General features: G+C 50.6%; 22 protein-coding genes. 7 read left to right on the top strand and 15 right to left on the bottom strand.

All coding sequences use genetic code 11. The annotated features are described in order from the left end of the window. Positions 1 to 527 precede the first annotated feature (527 nt). The 5 genes from NZD86_RS01565 to NZD86_RS01545 form a co-directional block, all read right to left on the bottom strand. Positions 528 to 2,561: a YhgE/Pip family protein gene (locus tag NZD86_RS01565; RefSeq protein ID WP_268044738.1), complete on the bottom strand. Its 2,034-nt coding sequence runs from the start codon at positions 2,559 to 2,561 to the stop codon at positions 528 to 530. Beyond that, positions 2,558 to 3,148: a TetR/AcrR family transcriptional regulator gene (locus NZD86_RS01560; protein ID WP_268044737.1), complete on the bottom strand. Its 591-nt coding sequence runs from the start codon at positions 3,146 to 3,148 to the stop codon at positions 2,558 to 2,560. Before NZD86_RS01560 ends, NZD86_RS01565 begins: the two co-directional genes overlap by 4 nt. Before the next feature lie 247 nt (positions 3,149 to 3,395). Next, positions 3,396 to 3,947: a chromate efflux transporter ChrA gene (locus NZD86_RS01555; RefSeq protein WP_268044736.1), complete on the bottom strand. Its 552-nt coding sequence runs from the start codon at positions 3,945 to 3,947 to the stop codon at positions 3,396 to 3,398. A 1-nt stretch (position 3,948) separates the two neighbouring features. Then, positions 3,949 to 4,584: a chromate efflux transporter ChrB gene (locus NZD86_RS01550; RefSeq protein WP_407655199.1), complete on the bottom strand. Its 636-nt coding sequence runs from the start codon at positions 4,582 to 4,584 to the stop codon at positions 3,949 to 3,951. 27 nt (positions 4,585 to 4,611) lie between these two features. Further along, positions 4,612 to 6,219 carry a gamma-glutamyltransferase family protein gene (locus NZD86_RS01545; RefSeq protein ID WP_268044733.1) on the bottom strand — a complete coding sequence of 536 codons (1,608 nt, stop codon included), beginning with the start codon at positions 6,217 to 6,219 and terminating at the stop codon, positions 4,612 to 4,614. Positions 6,220 to 7,515: 1,296 nt separating this feature from the next. On the opposite strand from NZD86_RS01545, the gene NZD86_RS01540 reads away from it, so the two are divergent. Beyond that, a complete protein-coding gene (locus tag NZD86_RS01540; RefSeq protein WP_268044731.1) occupies positions 7,516 to 7,719 on the top strand; it encodes a cold-shock protein in 204 nt (67 codons plus the stop codon). A 105-nt stretch (positions 7,720 to 7,824) separates the two neighbouring features. On the opposite strand, the gene NZD86_RS01535 is transcribed toward NZD86_RS01540, so the two are convergent. Next, positions 7,825 to 8,118 (bottom strand): hypothetical protein, encoded by a 294-nt coding sequence (locus NZD86_RS01535; protein WP_268044730.1) that lies wholly within the window; start codon positions 8,116 to 8,118, stop codon positions 7,825 to 7,827. A 626-nt stretch (positions 8,119 to 8,744) separates the two neighbouring features. Between NZD86_RS01535 and NZD86_RS01530 the strand changes: the two genes are divergently transcribed. The 5 genes from NZD86_RS01530 to NZD86_RS01515 all read left to right on the top strand — a co-directional run bounded on the left by NZD86_RS01530 (position 8,745) and on the right by NZD86_RS01515 (position 10,697). Further along, positions 8,745 to 8,978, top strand: coding sequence for a hypothetical protein (locus tag NZD86_RS01530; RefSeq protein ID WP_268044728.1), 234 nt, complete (start codon positions 8,745 to 8,747; stop codon positions 8,976 to 8,978). Between the two features lie 182 nt (positions 8,979 to 9,160). Then, positions 9,161 to 9,673, top strand: a complete 513-nt coding sequence (locus tag NZD86_RS01525; protein WP_456057548.1) for a DHHA1 domain-containing protein — start codon at positions 9,161 to 9,163, stop codon at positions 9,671 to 9,673. Then, complete coding sequence (locus tag NZD86_RS24630; protein WP_407655198.1) at positions 9,661 to 9,882, top strand: hypothetical protein; 222 nt, start codon at positions 9,661 to 9,663, stop codon at positions 9,880 to 9,882. Before NZD86_RS01525 ends, NZD86_RS24630 begins: the two co-directional genes overlap by 13 nt. Positions 9,883 to 10,068: 186 nt before the next feature. Further along, positions 10,069 to 10,353: a 3'-5' exonuclease gene (locus NZD86_RS01520; RefSeq protein ID WP_268044727.1), complete on the top strand. Its 285-nt coding sequence runs from the start codon at positions 10,069 to 10,071 to the stop codon at positions 10,351 to 10,353. Positions 10,354 to 10,481: 128 nt separating this feature from the next. Next, positions 10,482 to 10,697, top strand: coding sequence for a putative quorum-sensing-regulated virulence factor (locus NZD86_RS01515; RefSeq protein WP_268044726.1), 216 nt, complete (start codon positions 10,482 to 10,484; stop codon positions 10,695 to 10,697). A gap of 321 nt (positions 10,698 to 11,018) precedes the next feature. On the opposite strand, the gene NZD86_RS01510 is transcribed toward NZD86_RS01515, so the two are convergent. Continuing rightward, positions 11,019 to 11,591, bottom strand: coding sequence for a TetR family transcriptional regulator (locus NZD86_RS01510; protein WP_268044725.1), 573 nt, complete (start codon positions 11,589 to 11,591; stop codon positions 11,019 to 11,021). A 225-nt stretch (positions 11,592 to 11,816) separates the two neighbouring features. Here NZD86_RS01510 and NZD86_RS01505 point away from each other — a divergent pair, with 225 nt between their 5' ends. Then, positions 11,817 to 12,578 (top strand): SDR family oxidoreductase, encoded by a 762-nt coding sequence (locus NZD86_RS01505; protein ID WP_268044723.1) that lies wholly within the window; start codon positions 11,817 to 11,819, stop codon positions 12,576 to 12,578. Positions 12,579 to 12,841: 263 nt separating this feature from the next. Here NZD86_RS01505 and NZD86_RS01500 read toward each other — a convergent pair whose 3' ends face one another. The 8 genes from NZD86_RS01500 to NZD86_RS01465 all read right to left on the bottom strand — a co-directional run bounded on the left by NZD86_RS01500 (position 12,842) and on the right by NZD86_RS01465 (position 21,733). Beyond that, a complete protein-coding gene (locus tag NZD86_RS01500; RefSeq protein WP_268044721.1) occupies positions 12,842 to 13,306 on the bottom strand; it encodes a hypothetical protein in 465 nt (154 codons plus the stop codon). Positions 13,307 to 13,538: 232 nt separating this feature from the next. Then, on the bottom strand, positions 13,539 to 14,246 hold the full coding sequence (locus tag NZD86_RS01495) for an SAM-dependent methyltransferase (RefSeq protein ID WP_268044719.1): 708 nt from the start codon (positions 14,244 to 14,246) through the stop codon (positions 13,539 to 13,541). Between the two features lie 111 nt (positions 14,247 to 14,357). Then, positions 14,358 to 15,155 (bottom strand): DNA alkylation repair protein, encoded by a 798-nt coding sequence (locus tag NZD86_RS01490; RefSeq protein WP_268044717.1) that lies wholly within the window; start codon positions 15,153 to 15,155, stop codon positions 14,358 to 14,360. Positions 15,156 to 15,523: 368 nt separating this feature from the next. Further along, positions 15,524 to 16,822 carry an MDR family MFS transporter gene (locus NZD86_RS01485; protein WP_268044715.1) on the bottom strand — a complete coding sequence of 433 codons (1,299 nt, stop codon included), beginning with the start codon at positions 16,820 to 16,822 and terminating at the stop codon, positions 15,524 to 15,526. Positions 16,823 to 17,141: 319 nt separating this feature from the next. After that, entirely contained in the window at positions 17,142 to 18,407 is a 1,266-nt protein-coding gene (locus NZD86_RS01480) for an aminopeptidase (RefSeq protein WP_268044714.1), read from the bottom strand. A gap of 123 nt (positions 18,408 to 18,530) precedes the next feature. Then, the gene (locus tag NZD86_RS01475) at positions 18,531 to 19,730 is read right to left on the bottom strand and encodes a sugar ABC transporter permease (protein ID WP_268044713.1); all 1,200 of its coding nucleotides are present in this window, start codon (positions 19,728 to 19,730) and stop codon (positions 18,531 to 18,533) included. Then, entirely contained in the window at positions 19,727 to 20,506 is a 780-nt protein-coding gene (locus NZD86_RS01470) for an ATP-binding cassette domain-containing protein (protein ID WP_268044711.1), read from the bottom strand. The genes NZD86_RS01475 and NZD86_RS01470 overlap by 4 nt, the downstream gene beginning before the upstream one ends. 123 nt (positions 20,507 to 20,629) lie before the next feature. Then, positions 20,630 to 21,733 carry a sugar ABC transporter substrate-binding protein gene (locus NZD86_RS01465; protein WP_268044710.1) on the bottom strand — a complete coding sequence of 368 codons (1,104 nt, stop codon included), beginning with the start codon at positions 21,731 to 21,733 and terminating at the stop codon, positions 20,630 to 20,632. Positions 21,734 to 21,848 lie beyond the last annotated feature (115 nt).

Raw genomic sequence — 21,848 nt, 5'->3', positions numbered from 1 at the left:
TGTGGCAGCCGCGGGCAGTGGACTGCCAGCCGACGCGACCAGGGCGGCTGCGGTAGGTCGACGGTTTGGCTCTGCGGCCTGTGCGGCGGTGTCTTGCCTAGTGTAACTCGAGGCAATGTCGATGACTGGACGCGGCTGGCTGGCGCGGTGACTTGAGCTCAAGTTGACGGTGCGGATTAAGAGAACAGTAGTCCGCTATGTAGGTGAGAGATGCTGGGGCGATTGCATAAAGGACTCAGATTCCCCTGCACGTGAACTTTGATGCTACTTCCGAGATGAAACCACCTGGTAACGGAATTCTGGTTCCTTGTTTCGCGATTCTGGCTAACTAGATGACTTACAAGGGACTGACAGGGACTTAATTGTTTTCGGATTCATGTATAGGCCAATTCCGGGGGCGCCTCCCCGAAGAATGCACGGGGTTGGCCGTCGCCCGACTCGCACACCGGCCACGCCGCGACCTCCGCGACCTCCGCGACGCCACAAAAAAGAGGCTGCCCGCTAGGGTCAGCCTCTCCTCCGTATGTTCACGCCTGTAATGCCGCCTGACTCGGCGCACCATGCGCATCCTTGCGACCGTAATCCAGCCGGTAGCGAATGAGAAAGTAGACGATCGTCAGCGCCATGAAGACACCCCAATACAAAAACAGGTGCCAGATGTCCGAGCTCATGAAGCTGACCTCGCCGCCACCGACCAAGTACCGGAAGCCGTCGACAGAGTATGTCATGGGCAGATACGGGTTAAGCGATTGGAAGAACCTCGGCGATAAAATGACCGGGTACGTTCCTGAGCTTGTCGTCAACTGGAGAATGAGCAAAATGACTGCCAGATAGCGGCCTGGGTTGGCCATCGTCGTGACGAACAGTTGCACGATAGAAACAAAGGTCATACTGGCCAGGCACGAGAACAAGATGAAATGCCCGATACTGTTCGTGTGCACGCCTAGTCCGAACAGCAGAATCGCATCGGCGATGAGCGCTTGGACGAGGCCGACCATGGAGATGAGCAATGTTTTCGACAGGAACCAGGCGAAGCCGGATTGTGGTTTGGCGGGCGGATCGCGGAAGGCGATCACGATGGACATCAGCAAGGCTCCCACAAAGAGACCAAGTGAGAGGAAATAGGGTGCAAACCCGTTGCCGTAGTTGTTGATGCCGCCCGTTTTTTGCTCAGTGACGCCAACTGGATTGGAATTTGCCGAAACCAGTTGCGACTTGTTCACAGTGGGCAAGCTATTGGTTGCGCTGTTCAAATGATTCGCGAGAGTGGATGCACCGCCAGCGAGCTTACTTGCGCCTGCCGTGTATTGTGTGACACCCGTAGCCAGCGTTCCTGCTCCAAATTGTAGCGTTGACGCGCCGCTTTGCAGTTGGGCAAGGCCCTGTGCGAGCTGTTGGCTGCCCGTTACAAGGGCGGGTTCCTTGGACGTCATGGCTGCGGCACCGTCACGTACCTTGCTGAGCTGGGGTACAAACTGGTTCAGTCCCGTGCTCAGTTTCGTGGCCCCGTCATTGACTTGGGTTGCCCCTTGCAGCAGTTGATTGCTGGCCGCTGCCACCTGGGACGATCCCTGTGCCACCTGCCCGCTGCTCTGCACGAGCGCTTGGAACTGCGGGTCATTTGCAAGCTCCGGATGGGCCTTTGCGTATGCTGCGAGCCCATCGGCAACTTGCGAGGCCCCGGAAGCCGTTTGTTTGGCGCCTGCCGACTCGCTCTGAAGGCCGCTCGTGAGCTTGGAAGCACCACCTTGTAACTGCGTGGAACCCTGCTGGAGCTGTGTCGCTGCTGTCGTCAGTTGATCCAGGCCACCCTTAAGTTGTTGTGTGCCCTGATACGCTGACTTCGCGCCGTTCGCAACTTGGTTGGCACCCGTGTTCGCCTGCTGCAGTGCTGTCCCAATGGATTGCGATCCCTCCGCGAGTTTTTGCGCCCCTTGCACCAGTTGGCCACTGTTCGCGGTCAACGAGTTGGCTCCGGACGCAACCTGATCGGCGCCTGTTTTGGCGCTCTTGAGGCCCGTTTCCATTTGCTGAAGGCCGCTGACGAGATTCGTCGTGTACGTCTTCGTCAACTCTTGGGCCGTCTTTTCTTGCAAACTTTCCATCGCGTTTCGGCCGATGATGCCTGAGATGTAATTGTGCCTGTCGTTCGTCACACTCATCAAATGCGGTTGCGGTGCACCGATGGTTGTCGCAGCTTTGGCAGCTTCACTGGAGAAATCGTTCGGGATTGTAATGACCATGTAGTATTGATTGTCCGCAAGCCCTTTTTGTGCTTCGGACTGGGAGACAAAGTGCCAATCCAAGCTGTTGTCTGACCGCAGACGATCCTCCAGTTGCTGCCCCGCCTGAACTTGGTGTCCGTTCAAGGAGGCTCCTTGGTCCTCGTTCACCACGGCCACCGGCATCCGGTCCAAATGGCCGTACGGATCCCAAAAGGCCCAGAGGAATGTTCCCGCGTAAAGAATCGGGATGAGGAAAATGGCGAAAATGGGAATGGCCCGTTTCAGATCGCCAAAGTTAAAACGAAATTCTCTTCCGACAGTAGCAAATGGATTCATTCGGATCCACCCCCTTGCTTAGATTGATCAAGACCCTGTGCGAATACCAAGTGAAAAATACGCATGAGTTCATCGTCCGTGAGTGGTGTGTGGTGAAGCGCCCACTCGTTCACCATCGCGGTGTATGTTTTGAGGAGAATGAACGCCACCAGTTCCGCGTTGCATTCCTTCACGTCACCATGTTTGATTCCGTCTTCAATGTGACGCCGCAAATAGCTCACAATTGCGCGTTCCACTCTGTCGAGACCTTCACCAACAGCGGCCGTTCCCAAATACCGAACCTCGTGTGCCAATTTCACAAACAGTTCGTGCTGTTGGCGAAACTGCAGGACCTTCCGCATGGCGCGTTCGAGGTTGACGAAGAACGGATCACCTGGCTGAATCGCTTCTTCGGCCAGCCGCCGCATCTCGTCGATGAGCGAATTTAAAATGTGCTCAAACAACGCCTCTTTACTGGGGAAGAATGTGTAAATCGTTCCTTTGCCAACGTTCGCGATGCGGGCCACCTGGTCCATCGTCGTTCCCTTGTAGCCAAACTGTCTAAAGGACGTGGCAGCGGCTTCGACGACGCGATCGCTCAAATCCATCACTTCACCCCCTCTGACCAAAATACGATTTCAGTCACTCAGTCCGAAGCCAGTATACAACGACCATCTATCACTGTAAATATGTGCTTGTCCACCGAGTCGTACGCATCGGACAAGCCGATGGTGGGAGTAAAACGAGAAACGCGCATTCCCCTTACGGGACTGCGCGCTGATTCACGATAGCTAACTGTAATAAAGGAATGCGTTGATTCCGAGAACCAATGAAACGAAGGGCGAAGGCACGGCGTCAAAATGCGGGAATGTGGGGGACGAGCAGGCCACCGTATACAAATGCCCCGATAATGACGAACGCGGGGTGTACTTTCCGCCATTCGATCAGTAGGAACGCAATGACGGCCAGGATAAGCGATTGAAAGATACCGAGTTGACTGGTTGACGAGTGAAACAACTCCCACGTCATAAGCAACATCAAAATGGTGATAGCTGGCTGAATCAGCCGAGTCATCCCCTTGACGACGCGGGAATCGCGAAAACGATTCAGCACTCGCAAGAGCACGATGAGCAAAAGTGCGGACGGCACCACCGTGGCAATGATCGCGACAACGATACCCACGACGCCCCCCACCTGGTACCCTAGGGCTGTGGCAATTTTCGTGGCAATGGGGCCTGGCAGTGCGTTGGCAATGGCGAGCAGATTGGCAAACTGCGCGTTGGACATCCACCCGTAGTGGTGCACAATTTGTGCCTGCATCAGCGGAATGGTTGACGGCCCACCACCGTAGCCCAAAATGTTGGCGATAAAAAACCCTAAAAACAGTTTCCACCAGAGGGCAAGCATGTCAGGCGTCCCCCTTCGTTTTCCGCATTCGCGAACGAACCCACGAGACGAGGAAGAGGTGTCCCGCACCATACGCAAGGTAGAGCAAAACGACGATGGCCGTCGGCACGTGGACTATCTCCAAGAGAACGAAGGCAACGACCCCACAAAGCAGCGCGATCCACTTGCCAAGTCCCTTATACGATTTCCTGGCAAAGTCATACGTCATGCCCGCGAGCATGGCGACAATGACCGGATTCACAGCCGCGATCATCCCTTTGACCGCCTTTTCACCCGACAGCCGCATCAAAATGCCGAGGAGCAGAACCATAGCAAGCGTCGTTGGCAAAATGTGTGCGAGAATCCCGATGACAGCACCAAGCATACCTTTCAATCGATAGCCCAAATAAGCGGCCATCTTCGTCGCAATGGGCCCCGGAAGTGTGTTGGCGAGCGCCAAAATCTCTGCAAATTCGTCGTCCGATATCCACCTGTACCGTACCACCGCTTCATGCCGCACCAAGGGAATAATCGAGGGCCCGCCGCCGTAACCGACAACCCCTGTGCGGACCATGGCAATGACCAGCTGCGTCAATGCCCGCCCTGTGCTCAAAGGATTCGGCTCGTTCTGTAACTCGTTTGATGTGTTCATCTGCATCTCTGTCGCCTCTCGAATAACTTTGCGTTACCAGGCAGCAACGGTGCCGTCTGTTCTCGGTTCGGTTCCACCTACAAGAACCCCAGCTTCATCGCGCCAGATAATCTGACCACGACCAAATCCCCCCGAGTCGTGTGTCACTTCAATGTTGTGTCCCCGATCCGCCAAAGCCTGCACAACCTGCGCATCCATAGACGACTCGACGACAATGTCCCGATCTCGCTCCCACCGCCAACGCGGCGCGTCCAGTGCCGCTTGTGGGTTAAGGGCGAGATCGAGGGTGTTGACCACGACTTGCGTATGCCCTTGGGGTTGCATAAAGCCGCCCATGACGCCAAAGGGACCGACGGCTCTGCCGCCTTGCGTCAAGAAGCCCGGGATAATCGTGTGGTAAGTCCGTTTATTTGGCCCCAGCGCGTTCGGGTGGTCCGGGTCCATGGAGAAGTTGTGACCGCGATTTTGCAGTGCAATCCCCGTTCCAGGCACAACAATCCCCGATCCGAAGCCCATATAGTTGCTCTGAATATAGGAAACCATATTGCCTTCGCCATCGGCCGTTGCGAGATACACCGTCCCCCCGCGCACATGCTTACCTGGCAACGGCTGAAGTGCACACTGTCCAATCCGATTGCGCTGCGCCCTCGTGTGTTCATCAGAGAGGAGTTCCGCCACGTCGATGCGCATGAAGTCGGGATCGGCAATGTGTCGTCTCGCGTCCTCAAACGCCAACTTAGTCGCTTCAATCTGCAAATGCGCCCGTTCGATCTCGCCCATCGAACCCAAATCATACCCCCGCAGAATATTCAGCGCGAGCAACGTCACAAGGCCTTGCCCATTCGGCGGCAACTCCCATACGTCGTAGCCGCGGTAATCCACGGACAGCGGCTCCACCCATTCGCTCGCGTGCTGCATGAGGTCCCCTTTTCCAATGAGGCCCCCCGTCTCACGCGAGAACGAGTCGATCCGCCCCGCCAAGTCTCCCTCATAAAAGTCCCTCGCATTTGAATTAGCGATGGCCTCCAGCGTATCCGCGTGCGCTGGGCTCCGAAACATTTCCCCAGCAGCCGGTGCCGCTCCGTCTCGCGTGAACACGTTGAACCAATTTTCAAATTCCGGCCCGTGCAGCGTTGCCCCAAACCGCTTCGCAGCAAACGCCCAGTACTTCGCAGCAACAGGCGAAACAGGAAACCCGTGACGTGCATACTCGATTGCCGGCTCCAGCACAGATTTGAGTGGCAGCTTCCCGAATTTCGCAACCAAGTCCGCCCATGCGGCCGGTGTCCCGGGGACAGTTACGGGTAACCAGCCAAACGCCGGCAGCTCCGTCAAACCCCGCCTCTTTAAGGCGTCCATTGTCAGGGCCGCTGGGGATCGTCCGCTGCCGTTGAGCCCGTGCATCTTCCCTTTGTGCCAAACAATAGCAAAAGCATCGCTGCCGATCCCGTTCGACGTTGGCTCCACAACCGTCAACACCGCCGCCGTGGCCACAGCCGCATCGATTGCGTTGCCACCCCGCTGCAAAATCTGCAGCCCCGCCTGTGCAGCGAGCGGCTGCGACGTCGCAACCATACCATGTGTGGCATACACGCAATTCCTACGCGACGCAAACGGATAATGCAAGGCGTCAAAATCCATGATGAACATCCTCTCGTGTGGTGGTCCGAATGTTTTTTACATGCCAAGTGTGGTGGTCCGAATGTTTTTTACATGCCAAGTATCGAAATATCGACAGTCACCGTTGGTTTGTCATCCGTGGCAACAGGCCTCTGATGACTGTAAATCCCTATTTTCACTACTAATGATATATCTTAAATGATTTAGATTATTTCTTAAACCTCAACATCGCTAAAGCAACGTCATTCTTGGGAACTCTCGCCTAGCGGATCGAAATTGTAGCCCGAGGCAAAGCGACGGGACTGTAGCGGGATCAGCTTGAACTCACGGTGACACGGGATTAAGAGAACCATAGTCGTCTATGTATGTGAGCGATGATTAGGAGATTGCAGAAGGGACTCGGCTTCCCCTACGGTGAACTTTGGCGAGGATGCCGAGATGAAAAACACCCGACAAAGGCACGTTGGTCCCCTGTTTCGTGATTTTTCCTAGCTAAATGACTTACAAGGGAATGAGAGGGACTTAATCTTCTTTGAATCCCAGTGCAGTTCAATTGCGCGGGCACCAGCCCGGCCGAATGGGTAGGCCTAACCTGGGCACCGGCACCGTCGTTCTAAGCGCGGGTTCAGCACCTTATTCGGCCATTATTACAACCAATCAATAAACCGGAAAATCCCGTTAAGCCGGCGTGGCTGTGGAGTTACAAAACCAATGTATCATGACGCTCCATTAATGCTGCGAAAAACGACACACCAACAACGCGGAGAATGACAAAACAATTGTATCGTGACGCGAGCGCTAAAGTTATGCACCAAACTACATAACCATTCATTAGTGTCACTTCGTCTGTCTTGAACTAAAGCCCCCTTATACGCAAGTAGATTTCGTAGTAAATTCCCACGAAAATGGCATGTCTCACATTTTCGCGAGACATGCCATCTGTTCCTGAAGACATTATCCATTCTTAGTTTGGGTAATATTACAGGTCGTCCCGTCCCACTTGCGCTGTAACCCGACCCGTTCAAGTATCTCCTCAACATACCATATCACATGTATGTGGGCGATTTTTCAGTTGATCGATCGACACACCATCACTTGAGACTAAACCATAAGACGTATTGTGTGAATACCCTTTAGGTGCGGTAATTATGTGAATCTCCTCAAAAATGGACACAGTCTGTATTTCGAGGTAAGATGACATGGATACCGAATGCATGTTTTTTTGATACATGAGCCGTTCTCTTTGGCCATTGGGTCAAAGGAGCGGCTTTTTTGGTAAATTGAAGTGTGCTGTAGTAGCATCATGGAGGAATTCTTTTGCAACAAGGAACAGTGAAATGGTTTAACGGTGACAAGGGATTCGGATTCATTTCTGTTGAAGGCGGAGAAGACGTATTCGTACACTTCAGCGCTATACAAAGCAATGGTTTCAGATCACTTGACGAAGGCCAACGCGTGGAATTCGACATCGTTGAAGGACCAAAAGGCCCGCAGGCAGCGAACGTAGTCGTTATACGCTAAGAAATGCAGTTACGCCCGTGTGGATTCGTTCTGCACGGGCTTTTTAAAACGATAAAATGGCCACCTGTTATGAACAGTATTTACCCATGTGGCCTGGCACAGGGATTACTTGGAGCTCGGATGCCAGACCGATGAAATAAGTGATTTAGCCTCTTCGGGAAATGATTGACCTGCAGCTGAGTATCCTCTGAGCATGCCGACAAACAATTTGTCCTCGGAACCAAGTTCCTTCTGAATAGAATCACGAATTACACCATGAGTATAAACTGATTTAACAATCCATACACAACGCTGTACTTCTACAGCTTCCCCTTGGTACTTTATAGCTTCTACGACACGGTCATTGTGTTTACGAGTCTTACCTTTACTCAATTCATAGCTGATAACAAAAACCTTCATCGTTTCACTCCCATAATTGTCCGAGTTGAAATATAGATGAAAATATAAAAAGCATCTCAGAGAAGAGATGCCCGAGCTATGTTGTCTGGTTGCGGGAGCAGGACTTGAACCTGCGACAGATTCGTTATGAGCCCGACGAGCTGCCAACTGCTCCATCCGGCGTTATGTCAACAATTATTGTAGCAATCATCTAACGAAATGTAAAATCGGCGCCGTTTTCATCTTCTCCTGAATGGCCACCATCCACCACGTTTAGCGTTGCGTTGTTTCTCGCTCTCAGCTGCGATCTTTTGTTGCGTTTGTTTGATGTCCTCCATGTTGCGTATTGCTTCCATGAGCGCCTTGTCACGGTCGGTCATAACGTTGCGTCAAGAGCAGTACGGGTTCTAATAACCATAATAGAAGGATGAAAGTGGAGAGGAGCATCACTAGTTATGTCGGAAAAAACTGAATTGGAAGTTGTTACAGCACAATGAATCATAAGTTCTATTAAGTCTGATACGCGATTTGAACATAGATGGAATGTCAAAACAGTCGCCAAAACAATTCTCGATGAGCAAATCGACGAACAGGCGATTGAAATCATAGACGAAACAAGCCTTGAACCAATAAGAAAAACCGATGACTTGGGTGAAATTATCGAACAAGGCAGCCATCAATGTTGGGCACGAGCTAGGGAAGAATTGCGTAAAGAAATCCATGAGGAAATCCGTTCAAGCGTCAAATCAGAAATGCAATCGGAAATTGAAGGTTTGAAACAATACATCAGTGATGAATTGAAAGCGGTTAAAAAGGAGGTTGCTGTATCCATTGGACAGCAGCACCAACAAAAGAAAAGATGGTGGAACTTCGGGCGATAACGATCGAGTTGTCTCTTCGAGACAGAATCACACTAGAACATTTAATGATCAACTCGATGGGCCGCTTGAAAACGTCTAGGCGCGCAGTCGAGCTTTTCCTCACCGAAGATCCGAACGAAGCCTACCAGATTGCGTAGGAACTCTATTCGCTCAATCGATGGCGCAAGAGTATTCAAGATCGAATGGAAAACGAGGCATTAGAACAAATCGAACAGAACCCGCACTGGCTAGAACAGAAGGCGCTTTGTCTATTAGGGGACGATTGGAACGAAGGCTTAATTGGAATCGTTGCGGGTCGCATTGCAGAACGCTTTCATAAGCCAACTTTGTGCCTGGCGCGTAATGGAGACACGGCTAAAGGCTCTGCTCGGAGCATCGAAGGGTTCGATTTGTATCGGGCGCTATCGGATGTCCAAGCGAAGGATGGAATTTTCGGAGCGTTTGGGGGGCATAGTGCTGCAGCTGGTTTTTCTTTGCCGTTGTCTCACGTAGGCAAATTGCGTAATGCATTTTGGACAGCGGGTGAAGAGTGGTGGGACGATGAAGCATCGGATGCATCCTATATCGTAGACGCCCCTATCAACCTACATCAGCTCACAATAAGCTTATTAGATGGCCTCAAGCGATTAGAGCCATTTGGACAGGGAAATCCGGACCTATCTTGTACGTCCCTTATGCAAGAGTGGTTGCGGTAGACACAATCGGGTCGCGCAAAGAACACCTACGCATAACAGTGGTAGGTGATAAGAGTCGCAGCCATACATTACTTGCCTTTGGCCGTGGAGGCGACGTCAATGCATGGCAAGTGGGAACTGTGCATCGGCTGCTCGTCACGATCCAAGAGAATATTTGGAACACACAACGTAAGCTACAACTTCTCTTGGTAGATCATCGCATATTGTAAGCAAATAGGAGTTTTTCTTCATTGTGTCGAATTCCTGTGTAAGTTCTGTACGGAATGAGGTTTTTTTTGCGAATCCAAGACACACGGTTCGTGGTACTCGATACGGAAACGACTGATATTGACCCATCGGTCGATAAGGTCGTAGACATTTAACTTGTAGAAGTCTCTCGGAGCGGCATTAAGCCATTGTACAACACGTTAATTCATCCAAATAGGGATATTCCTCCTACTGCGTCGGCAGGGCATCATATAACACTTAAACACGTGGCTGATAAGCCGCTCTTCGAAGAGGTTGGGCCTACCGTCATGGGTTATCTCGAAGGCGCCGTTATCGTTGCTCACAACACCCAATTCGACCGCTCAATGATTCCGGAAACGGGGTCGACCGTGGATTTGCTGTATCGGCTTGGAAGGCATTTGTGGCCGGATGATGCACCAGCATTCGGTAATCAGGTCTTGAATACTGGATGAACTTGGATATTGAAGCAGAAGCAGCTCACAGCGCTGCAGGGACACGTTGGTTACCGCGGACGTGTTTTACCGTGAACTGGCCTCTTATCGTAAGTACATCGCGAAAACAGATCAGGTAGAGGAACTCATTGAACGCTGCGTCGCCCATACCGATTGAGGTCATGCCGTTTGGGAAGCACAAAGGAGCGCGTATGGACGAAATCCCCGTGAGCTACTTTGGTTGGGCGCTACAGAACATGACTGAACTTGATTCAGACTTACGGATAGCTAGGGAAGAACAGGCTGCGTCTCGCTGGATGCGTGACAAGCCATGGGCACATATAGGGGTACCGCCAACAAAATGACGCAAAACCCACGCTAAGACAATTTATGGATTGTGAAAATTGTTTTTTTAAACTCTAAGCACCTTGCTGATTGTATGAGATATGAAGAAAATGCGGTAATATGTATACCTTGTTTCGTATATTCATTCGTATTTTAACAGGAACTCTTCTTGCATATTCGCACCCGTATGTGCAAGAATCTTCCTCACAATAACTTTACTAGAAAACGCAGAAAACCGTGCTGTTCTGGATGATTTGCACTTAAAATGTCTTCGTGGCAGAGGGGACACACCCCCTGAACTCAACAACCACATTCACCGTCGTTGTAGTTGCGAGATCATATCAGCTCTCTTCACCCTTAGAGATCAGACTAACGGCCCTAGCGATTGCCTCCCTCGTCTCTCTTGAATGATTCTCGGCATCTGGGTCATGCGACGTGCCGAAGGGATGTGTTGGCGTCCAAGCGGTCGCCAAGGCCATGATTGCTGTCATAAGGAAGCCAGGCGTGAACGTCGTTCCTATCAGACCATTGTTTTGCGCGTCCATTATCGCTTGAAGCTTCTTATCGCGGACAGAGGTTCGTTCGGTCAGATTGTCTGTCTTCTGCTCCAAGCTGTGCCATGTCATCAGGCGTACTATATGTGGGTGTGTCATAGCCCAATCGAATACTTTTACCGCATAACCAGGAAGATCCTCAGGTGTAAAGGGATTTTCCTCATAAACACGCGTTAAGTGTTTCTCGAGGACAGTTGTAAAAAGCGTTTCTTTATTTTCAAAGTAAACGTAGATGAGATTCTTGTTGCATCCAGCATTCTTAGCTATGCGATCAACGCGAGCACCAGCAATGCCGTAGGAGGAGAACTCCTCCAGGGCAGCCTCTAAAATCCGTTCTTTCGTTGCCTCAGCGTTTCTCAAAGGATTCCCCACCTGTTCCGAGCATTAAATAGTGTTTTCAATATATCACATAAAAAATACTGTTGACTAACTGGTTAGTTTTAAATAACATGTAACCAACCAGTTAGTTATATTTCGACAACCATTTGTAAACTATCTGGTGATTCTTGCGAAGAATGGAGAATACACAATGACACCATCCAATGTTGTGGTCATCACACCTACTCATGCGGGAGGCGAACTTCGATGAAGCTTTCAGGAAATACAATACTCATTACGGGCGGCAGTGCGGGCATTGGACTTTCTTTTGCAGAACGCTTTATCAAGGCCAGGAATACTGTTATCGTCTGCGGACGACGTGAAAGTGCACTTCAGGATGCCAAGGAGAAGTTCCCAGATCTCATTACCCGCGTCACTGACGTTGGACGTGAAGCCGACCGTAAAGCTTTGTTTGACTGGGTGACAACGAACTATCCAGACGTCAACGTATTAGTGAACAATGCAGGGATTCAACAACGTTTTCATGTATTGAAGGCGGATGCGAAGGACAATTGGAACTACTACAACAATGAGATCATGGTCAATGCTGAAGCCCCTATTCATCTATCCATGCTGTTCGCACCATATTTCTCAAAGAAAGAAGATGCGGCGATTGTGAATGTGACGTCCGGGTTAGCTTTCACGCCCCTGGCAATTGCCCCTGTTTATTCGGCGACCAAAGCGGCGCTACACTCCTTTACAATGGGTCTTAGACACCAGCTGGCTAATACAACTGTAGAAGTCATTGAAGTCGCTCCACCAGCAGTGAACACCGACTTAGGTGGGGCAGATTTACATGTACATGGAGAACCCCTAGATGCGTTCACGGACGGAATTTTCCAAGGGCTCGAAGAGGGTAAACAGGAGATTGGTTATGGCTCGTCCGTGAATCGCCTGCGAATGTCACGTGATGAAGTCGACGCATACGTAGAAAATATGTATCAAGCAATGAAAAGTACCATTGAATAATTTTGGTGTCAAAGGGGTTGCCTAGGCAGCGGATTTGACCGCTCTAAGGACAGCCCCTTGTCGTTTCGTGCTTCGATTACTTATCTCTCAATGATCTTGAATCCTCTACGCAAATTTCTGCTTGAGTCGCTATTCGGTTACACTGCTCCAAGAGTTCAGTAAGCCCAGGTCAATGATGAGTGCATGTTCATGCACGCAACAGGCGTTCCAAGCTGATTTAGTTCATGTCCCCAAATAAGCAATAACCTGTGGCGAGCCATCAACTACTTGCCACCAACATTTGATGTTGCTGGAACTGTTAATTCAGCCGCTTTTCCGTATTTCTTAGAAATTGCATCAGTAGAAGCAACAACCGAATTGAAATCCCCAGACATCGATATTGTTGCGGTTGTAACGGTGTAGTTCTGACTATCAGTGGCTGTTACAACACCAACGTATGGATAAGGACTCTTCTTCCCGCTGAAGGCGCGTTTGTCTCTGAACGTATCGATTGAATAGGTCTTGCCATCGATTTCGACTTTTCCAACAAACTCATTGGTCTTGAATACGCCACGATAGACTTTCCCGCTCACCTTAACTGGTACAGTCTGTACCGCCTGACCGCCGTTATAAATTGATTCGTCGTAAGACTTGGATACTGAGTACGGGATACTCGTAAACATAACGTATGCCAACAACACAACAACGCCTATGACAAGACCGCCTTGCCAAATACGTTTCTTGTTCAACGTCAACCTCCTCGGATATCCACCGTCTTGCACGAATCATACCATAATTATACATTTTTAGAATTGAGTTCGTATTGCGTACTCCTGCCCTTTAACGACGTAACAGCCTGGAAGCCGAACCGAATATTCATTTATTTATTGGTCCACCGCGTTCTTCAGTTATTGCACCCATTAGTTGAAGATGAAGAGTAGATAAAAATCCCCCCTGCAAGACGCAAAGGGGGACTGGTTTTCACTTTATAGTCAGCTTTAACATGGTATTAGCGTTCTTTTGAAATTCGTATGGAACTTGAATTTCTTCTGCTGTCCATCCTTGACCGCTAACCCATTCAATAAGTGTGTCCATGTACTCGTATTTTTTACCTTCCATATCAACCGTTGGGAAGATTCGAACTTCCTCCCCTGTCACTCTAAACAGTTCGTTCATGGTTTGAATATGAAAGTCATAATCCAGTCTATCTGTGTAAGTGAACAAGAAGTGTGCCGACAACGTTACATCGAACTGTTTGTCTGTAAATGGCAACTGTGGCAAGACCGCAGGTAGGTAGCGACTTGCCCCAAACTCCTTCATGTCAGAAACGCACTCTGTCAGTGCTTGTGTTCTCATTCGCTTCAGTTCTCCAATGTCTGAAAAGAAATTCCAAATGTAATTCCCTGCGGATTTCTCCATTGACTGCATTGTATGTTCAATGTCTTGGAACCCTTTTTTCTCTAAATCGTCAACATCATGATAATAAGCAATATCAGTTGCCATCGTGTCGATACCATTCTTGTTTGCGTTTGCGGTGAATGAACAAGCACCAGATGGGCAATCCAAAACTTTACGACCCATCAAATCTTCTTTGGACAAATTGAACATGAGTAAATATTCCTCCCATGTTCGTCCAATGAATACGATTCTGCTTAGGTCTAACCCTACGGTCTTCTCAACTTGACTCATCTGCACTCGTCTCCTCTATTCTCAACTGAATACACTCGAATATTAACACAATTCTTCAGCTAAACTGCCCATTTGTTGAATAAGCCTACTTGTACTAAAGCCCCCAATAGTTCAAGAACCAGTCGTCCTTTTATTGATGTTTTTTATTGCTTTACTCACAGCTTTTTTCACGTATGGACGCTCGTCCGACGAGAGAATATCAAATACCTGTTGGGATTCATGGGCAAACTTTGCACCTTCTGCGGCTGAGAAAATCATTGCAATGTTCCACCGAACTTGCTCATCCTCATCATTCACCCATGTGTCTAATCGTTTTAACACTTGCGTTGGGTAATATTTTATAAGTGCATTGCCAATTGCAAATGGACCAAGGTTATCTCTTACATATCGTGAACGGTCAGAAAGAAGGGGCTCTATAATGTCTAAAAATGGGTCAATAAATTCAGGATTCCGACTCTTTCCCGCATACATCATGGCAAGAACAACCGCACGTCGTATGTTTTCCGATACGTCCCTTGACCACTCCGCCATGACAGGGAAGTAGTCATGAAAGTGCTTTTCTAAAACCAAACCACAAGCACTTGCTACCCATTCTCGAACTTCCCAATTATCACTGTCTGCCAATCGATACAATACACGATTGACTTCAGATGATTGGCTTCGATAAAAATCAGTTAAGCAAATCGCTCCAACTTCTTGTGCGGTTGGGTTTTCATGACCGCATAATTGCAGTATTAGCGGGTACAGCGTATCTGAGTTCGTCTTTCGCAGTAATTTAATTGCATCATTTTTAATTTTCGAGGGTGCTGTTCCTGCATGTGTGGTTGACTGTGAATCCAACGCCTTAACCACACCTTCAACTACACCTTGTTGAATTGATTCTAAAAACGACTGCTTCCAATCACTCATGATAACCTCACAGTGTATCCATTTTCATATAAAGTTTACCAATAAAAGTGGTGGAGTAGCTATTGCACACTTCTGCCCGATACTGACATAAGGGGTAACACGAAGAGACTGAATGATTATACACTCCCCATGCGCTACCCAGTGTCCATATTCCCTTTACGATTCCAAAGCGGCCAGCCCAAAAACAAGTCCACCTGGCGGCCTTGCAGGATACCTTTGTTTTGCCGCAGGATACTACCGTTTTGTCACACGATACATTTGTTTTGTAACTCCACAGTGGCCCCTTGTGCATCACCGCATCCCTCCGGTTCCGCGCCTGACGTGGCTGGCAGGGCGTAACGGCCGAAGCCGCCCCCTGCTTCCCACCATCACGACTCTATCTCCAATGCCTGACCGCTCGGTTGCGCAACACCCGAATCGTGAACTTTTCTGCCATGACTGCGTGCTGCCACACGAGCGACGAGCAAAATGCCAACTGTACCCACGATCCCGCTCATCGCCCCCATCGTCCAATTCGGTAGGACTGCCCCAAGTGCTACGGCCATCGTGGCCAGCATTCTTCCCGCGCCGAATGTCATGCCGTTCATTGCAGCGTAGGTGGAGCGCATGTGATCAGGTGCCAAATCGCCGAGAAACGCTTGGCGAATGGGCACGTTGACCACTTCCCCAACTGTCGCTAAGAACATGGCGAGAACAAGAGCGACTGGCGTTGTCAGCACCGTCATCAGGGTGAATCCAGACACGTTAAAAATGAGTCCCCAGAGAAGGATTCGGCCTTTGTCGCGATTGGCGACAAATCGGACGGCAAGCGTGGCCAAAAGGACAACTAAAATCGTATTCTCCGTTTGCAGAATACCGATCATCTTCAACCCATCAACACGCACCACCGCATGGTGCAAAAAGGAAACCGTGTTGACCACCATAGCTTTCGCGAGGTGTATTCCGATGTAATTGTTTAACTGAAACTCCAGGGTAGCCACAAGGATACCCCCGAGCAAGTACATCATGAACGCCCTATCTTTGAGCACCTGTCCATAGACCTGAACGAAAGAACGGTGTTGTGGCTCCACTCCATGCTGTTTGCGTTTGTCAGGCCGCAATGTCTCCTGAATGAATAACACGGTTGTGAAGAGTGTCACAAGGACGGCAGCACCCGTGAGACTAAACAGCAAAAGCTTGTGTCCCTCAAACAAGAACGCGCCCAAGCTAGCACCGATGGCTAGGGTCAAGTTGTGAAGCCAGTAAAACATGCCGTACACCGCAGGGCGTTCCGCGGGCGTCGTCAAATCGAGCAACATGGCCTCGTCGGCCGGTGCGTAAGCACCGAAGCACATGTTGCCGACGAGAAACGTCACAAATGTGGCCCAGGGCGAATTCCAAAACGGACTGTTGGCACACGCCATGACAGCGTAGCTGACCAAAAATACGGTCTCTCCGAAAATCAGGATTCTGCGGCGACCGTACCTGTCACAGTAATATCCTCCCAGTGCGCCCGAGAGTAAACTGGCAAGGGTCGCCACGGTCAACAGAATACCTGTCAACACTTCACCCACGCTCTTGGCGAAGTAAATAGCCATAAACGGCATCGTCGTTGACTGGGCAATGCCGAAAAGAAGGCCGACGAAAAGTCTGATTTTGATGTTGCGGTGTAGTGATCGAAATGACATACTGTACTCTCCCTTATTGCCTGCGCCACCGGTCACCACGCAAAAAGGCCGCAGGTCACCCTGCAGCCTTCATACCAAACAAAACGGCCGCAAGGGCACTTGCACCCTGCGGCCGGCGATTCTCGAAGAAAATCTACCGGTTGGCGCGGGCAAATGCGTAAATCAATTCAGCTTGTTGATGTTTGCTGGCTGGAATTTGATGAAAACGCATTTGTCCCTCGCTCCTTTCAAATAAATGTCATGCACAGTGTATGGGAATTGGCGAATATTGGCAACTACTTTTTTCAAGTAAGGTCGTCGCCAGAGCAATCGAATCCGATTACTTAGCTGGTGCCCATTTGCCATTTCGGAAAATCGGCACGACTTTACCGTCCATTGTCGTCGCATCGATGTTCAGTTTGTCGGAACCGATCATAAAGTCGACATGCATCAGACTGTCATTCAATCCGTGTGCTCCCCACTCTGACTGAGGTAGTTTCTCGCCATTTTCAACGAGCGCGTAAGCACGTCCAATGGCCAAGTGGCATGAGGCGTTCTCGTCGAACAACGTGTTGTAAAACAACTGGCCCTTTTCGGCAATAGGTGAATCGACAGGTACGAGCGCAACTTCCCCAAGGTAGTGACTGCCCTCATCCGCCTCGACGATACTCTGGAGCGCTTCCTGTCCGGACTCTGCCGAATACTCAACGATGCGTCCGTTGTCAAATCGCAGTTTCATTCCAACAATTGTCGATCCGTTGTGATTCAGTGGCATTGTACTCGTCACAACACCATTTACACCCAGTTTATTCGGTGCCGAGTACACTTCCTCGGTCGGCATGTTCGCCACGAATGGAATGCCGTCCAGCGCATCTTGAAGGGCTGGTGTCCAATAATGCTTAGGTGCCATCTCGATGGTCAAGTCCGTTCCGGGTGCCGTGTAATGCAGGGACCGAATGTTGAGTCCGTTTAGCCAGTCGCTGCGATGGCGCAAGTTGTCGAGGTGTTTGTGCCAACCTGCGACGGGATCGTCCCCTGTTGCACGCGCGCAGTATAGGATGTCATCCCACAGTGCCTGCACCCGTTCACCTTCCGGCAGTTCCGGATGGACTTTGTCAGCCCACGCCTGGGTCGGCGCCGAAGCAAGTGTCCACCGGTACTTCCGCCCAGTGCGACGATTGTCAAAGTCGCGGAAAGTGGAACTGATTGCATGCTCAGCAGCCGTCACTCTGTCGTGCGGAATACCCTCGTACAAATCAGGGTTGGATGCTGGAATAGCGATGTAGGCCGCACCCTCTTCGGCGAGTTGCTCCACCCATTCCAGTTGCCATTTCGCGCGTTTTTCCAGCGTCTCGATGGAACCGCGCTTCACAGTTTCGCGAATCCACCACTCGTCGCCCCAGTCGATTTGTACAAATTTTGCCCCGGCATCATAGCCCGCTTCCACAAGGCAGCGCGCAAATTCAATGTGCTCGGGGTACACCTGGCGGCGTCCGAAACCAACGACCAAGTTTTGGCCTTTTTGCAGATTGACACCGACGCGGACAACCAATTCAGCGTATTTCTTCAGTTGTTCGTTCACTATGTAGTTCATCCCCTCAGTCATAGATGATGGTTGACACCTATACGGTATACATGTTCATAGTATCAGATCAAAATCAAAGCCGCCCTCCACGCATCTCTCAATGCGTTGGGGGCGGCTTTGATTTGTCTGCGATGGCTTCGTCGTTTAGCGACCAGCCTGCGTGCGGCGACGGCGAGTGACTGTGTCGATGGTGACGGCAATAAGGAGGATGCCGCCTTCCACGATGTACTTCGTGCTCGATGGAGCACTGAGCAAGTCCATACCGTTTTCAACACTGCCGATAACGAGTGCGCCAGCCAATGCGTTCCACATGCTCCCGCGCCCGCCGAATAGACTCGTACCACCGATGACGGCCGCTGCGATGGAATCCATCAACAAGTTGCCACCACCAGAAGCTGGTGACGCCGAGCCAAGTCGCGAAGCACCAATGATGCCACCTATGGCGCCCATGAAGCCGGCGAGGGTGAAGATGCTGATCTTGATAGCCCGCGTGTTAATACCTGCGCGGCGCGCGGCTTCTTTGTTGCCACCGAGCGCGTAGATATGGCGTCCATACACCGTGGACTGCGTGATGAACGCGAACAGAACGACGAACACCAAGAGAATAAAGCCAGCTACCGGAAGGCCGCGGTACGTGTTCAAAACGCCGATGACGACCGCGGATACGATAACGAGCAGAAGGGAGCGCATCAACGTTGATCCAGTCGATTGGGCCGGCAAGTGACGATTTTCCCGATTTTTCTGCATGAGGAACGATCCAATAGCGTAGAGTACGACAACAACGATCACCGTAACCCAACCCAGCCACGGAGTGACGTAGGTGGAGGTCAAGTTCAACAATGTCTTATTGGAAATGGGAACTGTACCGGTACTGCCGAGCATTGCTAAGAGAATACCTTGATAACCCAGCGATCCAGCGAGTGTCACGATAAATGCCGGCACACCGATCACGGTGACCCAAAACCCTTGAAACAGACCGATCAGTCCGCCGCTAGCGACGCTCGCAATAATGCATATCCACGGGTTGACCCCCGCGACAGAGAGCAAGACGAGCACGGCAGCAGCGACACCACTGACGGCGCCGATGGACAAGTCAATTTCGCCAAGTAACAAAACAAACGTTTCACCAATGCCGAGCATACCAATTTCGGCGATTTGTAGGATCAAGTTTGATAAGTTACGCCCAGATAGGAAGTTTCCATTGACAGATTGAAACATGATCCAAATTACGATAAGCGCAATAATAACTGGGATAAGGCCTAAATCACCGCTTGCGATGCGAGCCCGAAATCCACTGAAAGGGCCTGCCGAACTTCCATTTTGTTGCTGTATGTTCGTACTCATTGCGCAGTCGACACCTCCTCAGTAGCACCGGTGATGGCTGCCACAAGTTCCTCGCGGTTGGTTTGGGATTTGACGAAGTTTGCAACCGTGCGACCGAGTCGGAGTACAACAATTCGATCCGCCACCTGCAGCACATCCGCCATATTGTGCGAAATAACCAGCACGCCAACGCCGCGGCTTGCCAAACGCTCAATGAGTTCCAATACAGCTTTCGTCTGTGCGACACCAAGTGCAGCGGTCGGCTCGTCGAGCATCACCAGTTTCGATCCCCACAGAACCGCACGCGCAACCGCCACCATCTGACGTTGCCCGCCCGACAACCCTGCTACGGGCGTGGTCAATGCCGGTAAGTTGATGGCCAAATCGCGTAGGACTGGCAGAGCCCGCTCTTCCATGTCAGCCTTCTTAAGCATCTTCGGGAGCCTCGGGATGAGCGTGCGGCGCAACTCGCGCCCGAGAAACAGATTCGAGACAATATCGAGGTTGTCACAGAGGGCCAAATCCTGATAGACCGTTTGGATTCCATACCGTTCTGCCACTGCCGGACTGGAAAGCGATACAGGTTCATTTTCGAAGTAAATTTGCCCTTCATCCGGTTGCTCAACACCGGCGATCATTTTAATAGTTGTAGATTTACCTGCTCCGTTGTCGCCGACAAGAGCAACCACTTCGCCTGGGTGAACGTCTAATGACACGCCTTGCAGAGCTTGGACTGCGCCAAAACGCTTGCGAATGTTCTGCACGCTGAGAAGTGGTGAGCTTTGTGCGCTGCTCAAACTAAGCACCTCCTGAAACATAGATGAGCGAATCACGAGGATTCGCCCTCATTCTTTCAGAGGGGACGGGGCTTACAATCCCGGACGTCCCCTCCCTCTCTATCGACTTATCCGACCAAGACCTTACTTTGGATTGTTGATTTTATCCATGGTCGTAAATCCATCCTTGATAACCGTGTCTTGGATGTTGTCTTTTGTGACGACAACCGGTTGCAAGAGCACAGACGGAATCGGGTTACCTGAACCGTTATCCTGCGTGCCGTTCACCACGTCAGAGCTTGGCGTCTGGCCCTTCAAAATGTCGACAGCAAGTTGTGCGGCGACCTGTGCTTCTTTCGGAACAGCCTTATATACCGTCATCGATTGCGTGCCTTGCATAATGTCGTGCAGACCGGCATCCGTTGCATCCTGGCCGGTAACCGGAACTTTTCCAGCAAGATGCTGAGCGCTGAGTGCTTGAATGATGGAACCTGCAAGTCCGTCGTTCGCGGAGAGTACAGCGTCAACTTTGTTGTTCAATTTCGTCAATGCCTGTTCCATTTCGCGCAAGCCGTTTTGTGGATCCCAGTTCGGTGTGTATGTTTCATACCCCAGCTTCAGGGTGCCATTCTTAAACAGCGGGTCCAAGACCTCGTGTGCACCTTTCGCGAACTGCAGCGCGTTGTTGTCTGTTTGTGCCCCGTCGATCATGACAACCGTTCCGCCCTTTGGCGTATGGTCAGCAATGTATTGACCTTGCAGTTTCCCTACATCTTCATTGTTAAAGGAGACATAATAGTCAACAGGTGCCTTGGAAATCATCCGATCGTAGGAGATGACCTTGACGCCAGCTTTGTCAGCCTCTGTCACAATCGTTGCTGCTGCCGCGGAGTCGACCGGATCGACAACGAGGACTTTCGCGCCGTTGGTAATAGCAGCCTCCGCCTGTTGCTGCTGCGTTGTGGCGTCACCTTGCGCATTTTGGTAGTCAACTTGAGCGGACGAATCAAGCTTCTTTACTTCAGCTGTAAAGTCAGGTTTATCTTGCGATTCGTAGCGAGCAGATGATGTGGTGTCTGGTAACAGGAGTGCAATGGTACCGCTTCCACCACTGGATGAAGAACCGCCCGAAGAATTGGAACCTGAGTCATTGGACGCCGAGGACGTCGAAGCACTTCCGCACGCGGTTGCCAACGTCATCGCGATGGCCACTGCTGCACCTGCTGTAAGCATTTTCTTAATTTTCATTTGGAATCCCCCTTGTGCAAACGCTTTCGTGTTTTGGCGCACATATTGTCCTTATCTGGGTGATCATAGGTGTTTTGAGAGAGTTTTTGTTGTTCTCCAAAACTAACTCGGCAAT

The organism is Alicyclobacillus dauci (assembly GCF_026651605.1).
GTDB lineage: Bacteria > Bacillota > Bacilli > Alicyclobacillales > Alicyclobacillaceae > Alicyclobacillus > Alicyclobacillus dauci.
Note: the sequence above shows the minus strand (reverse complement) of the source record. Positions and strands in the feature narration are given on the sequence as shown.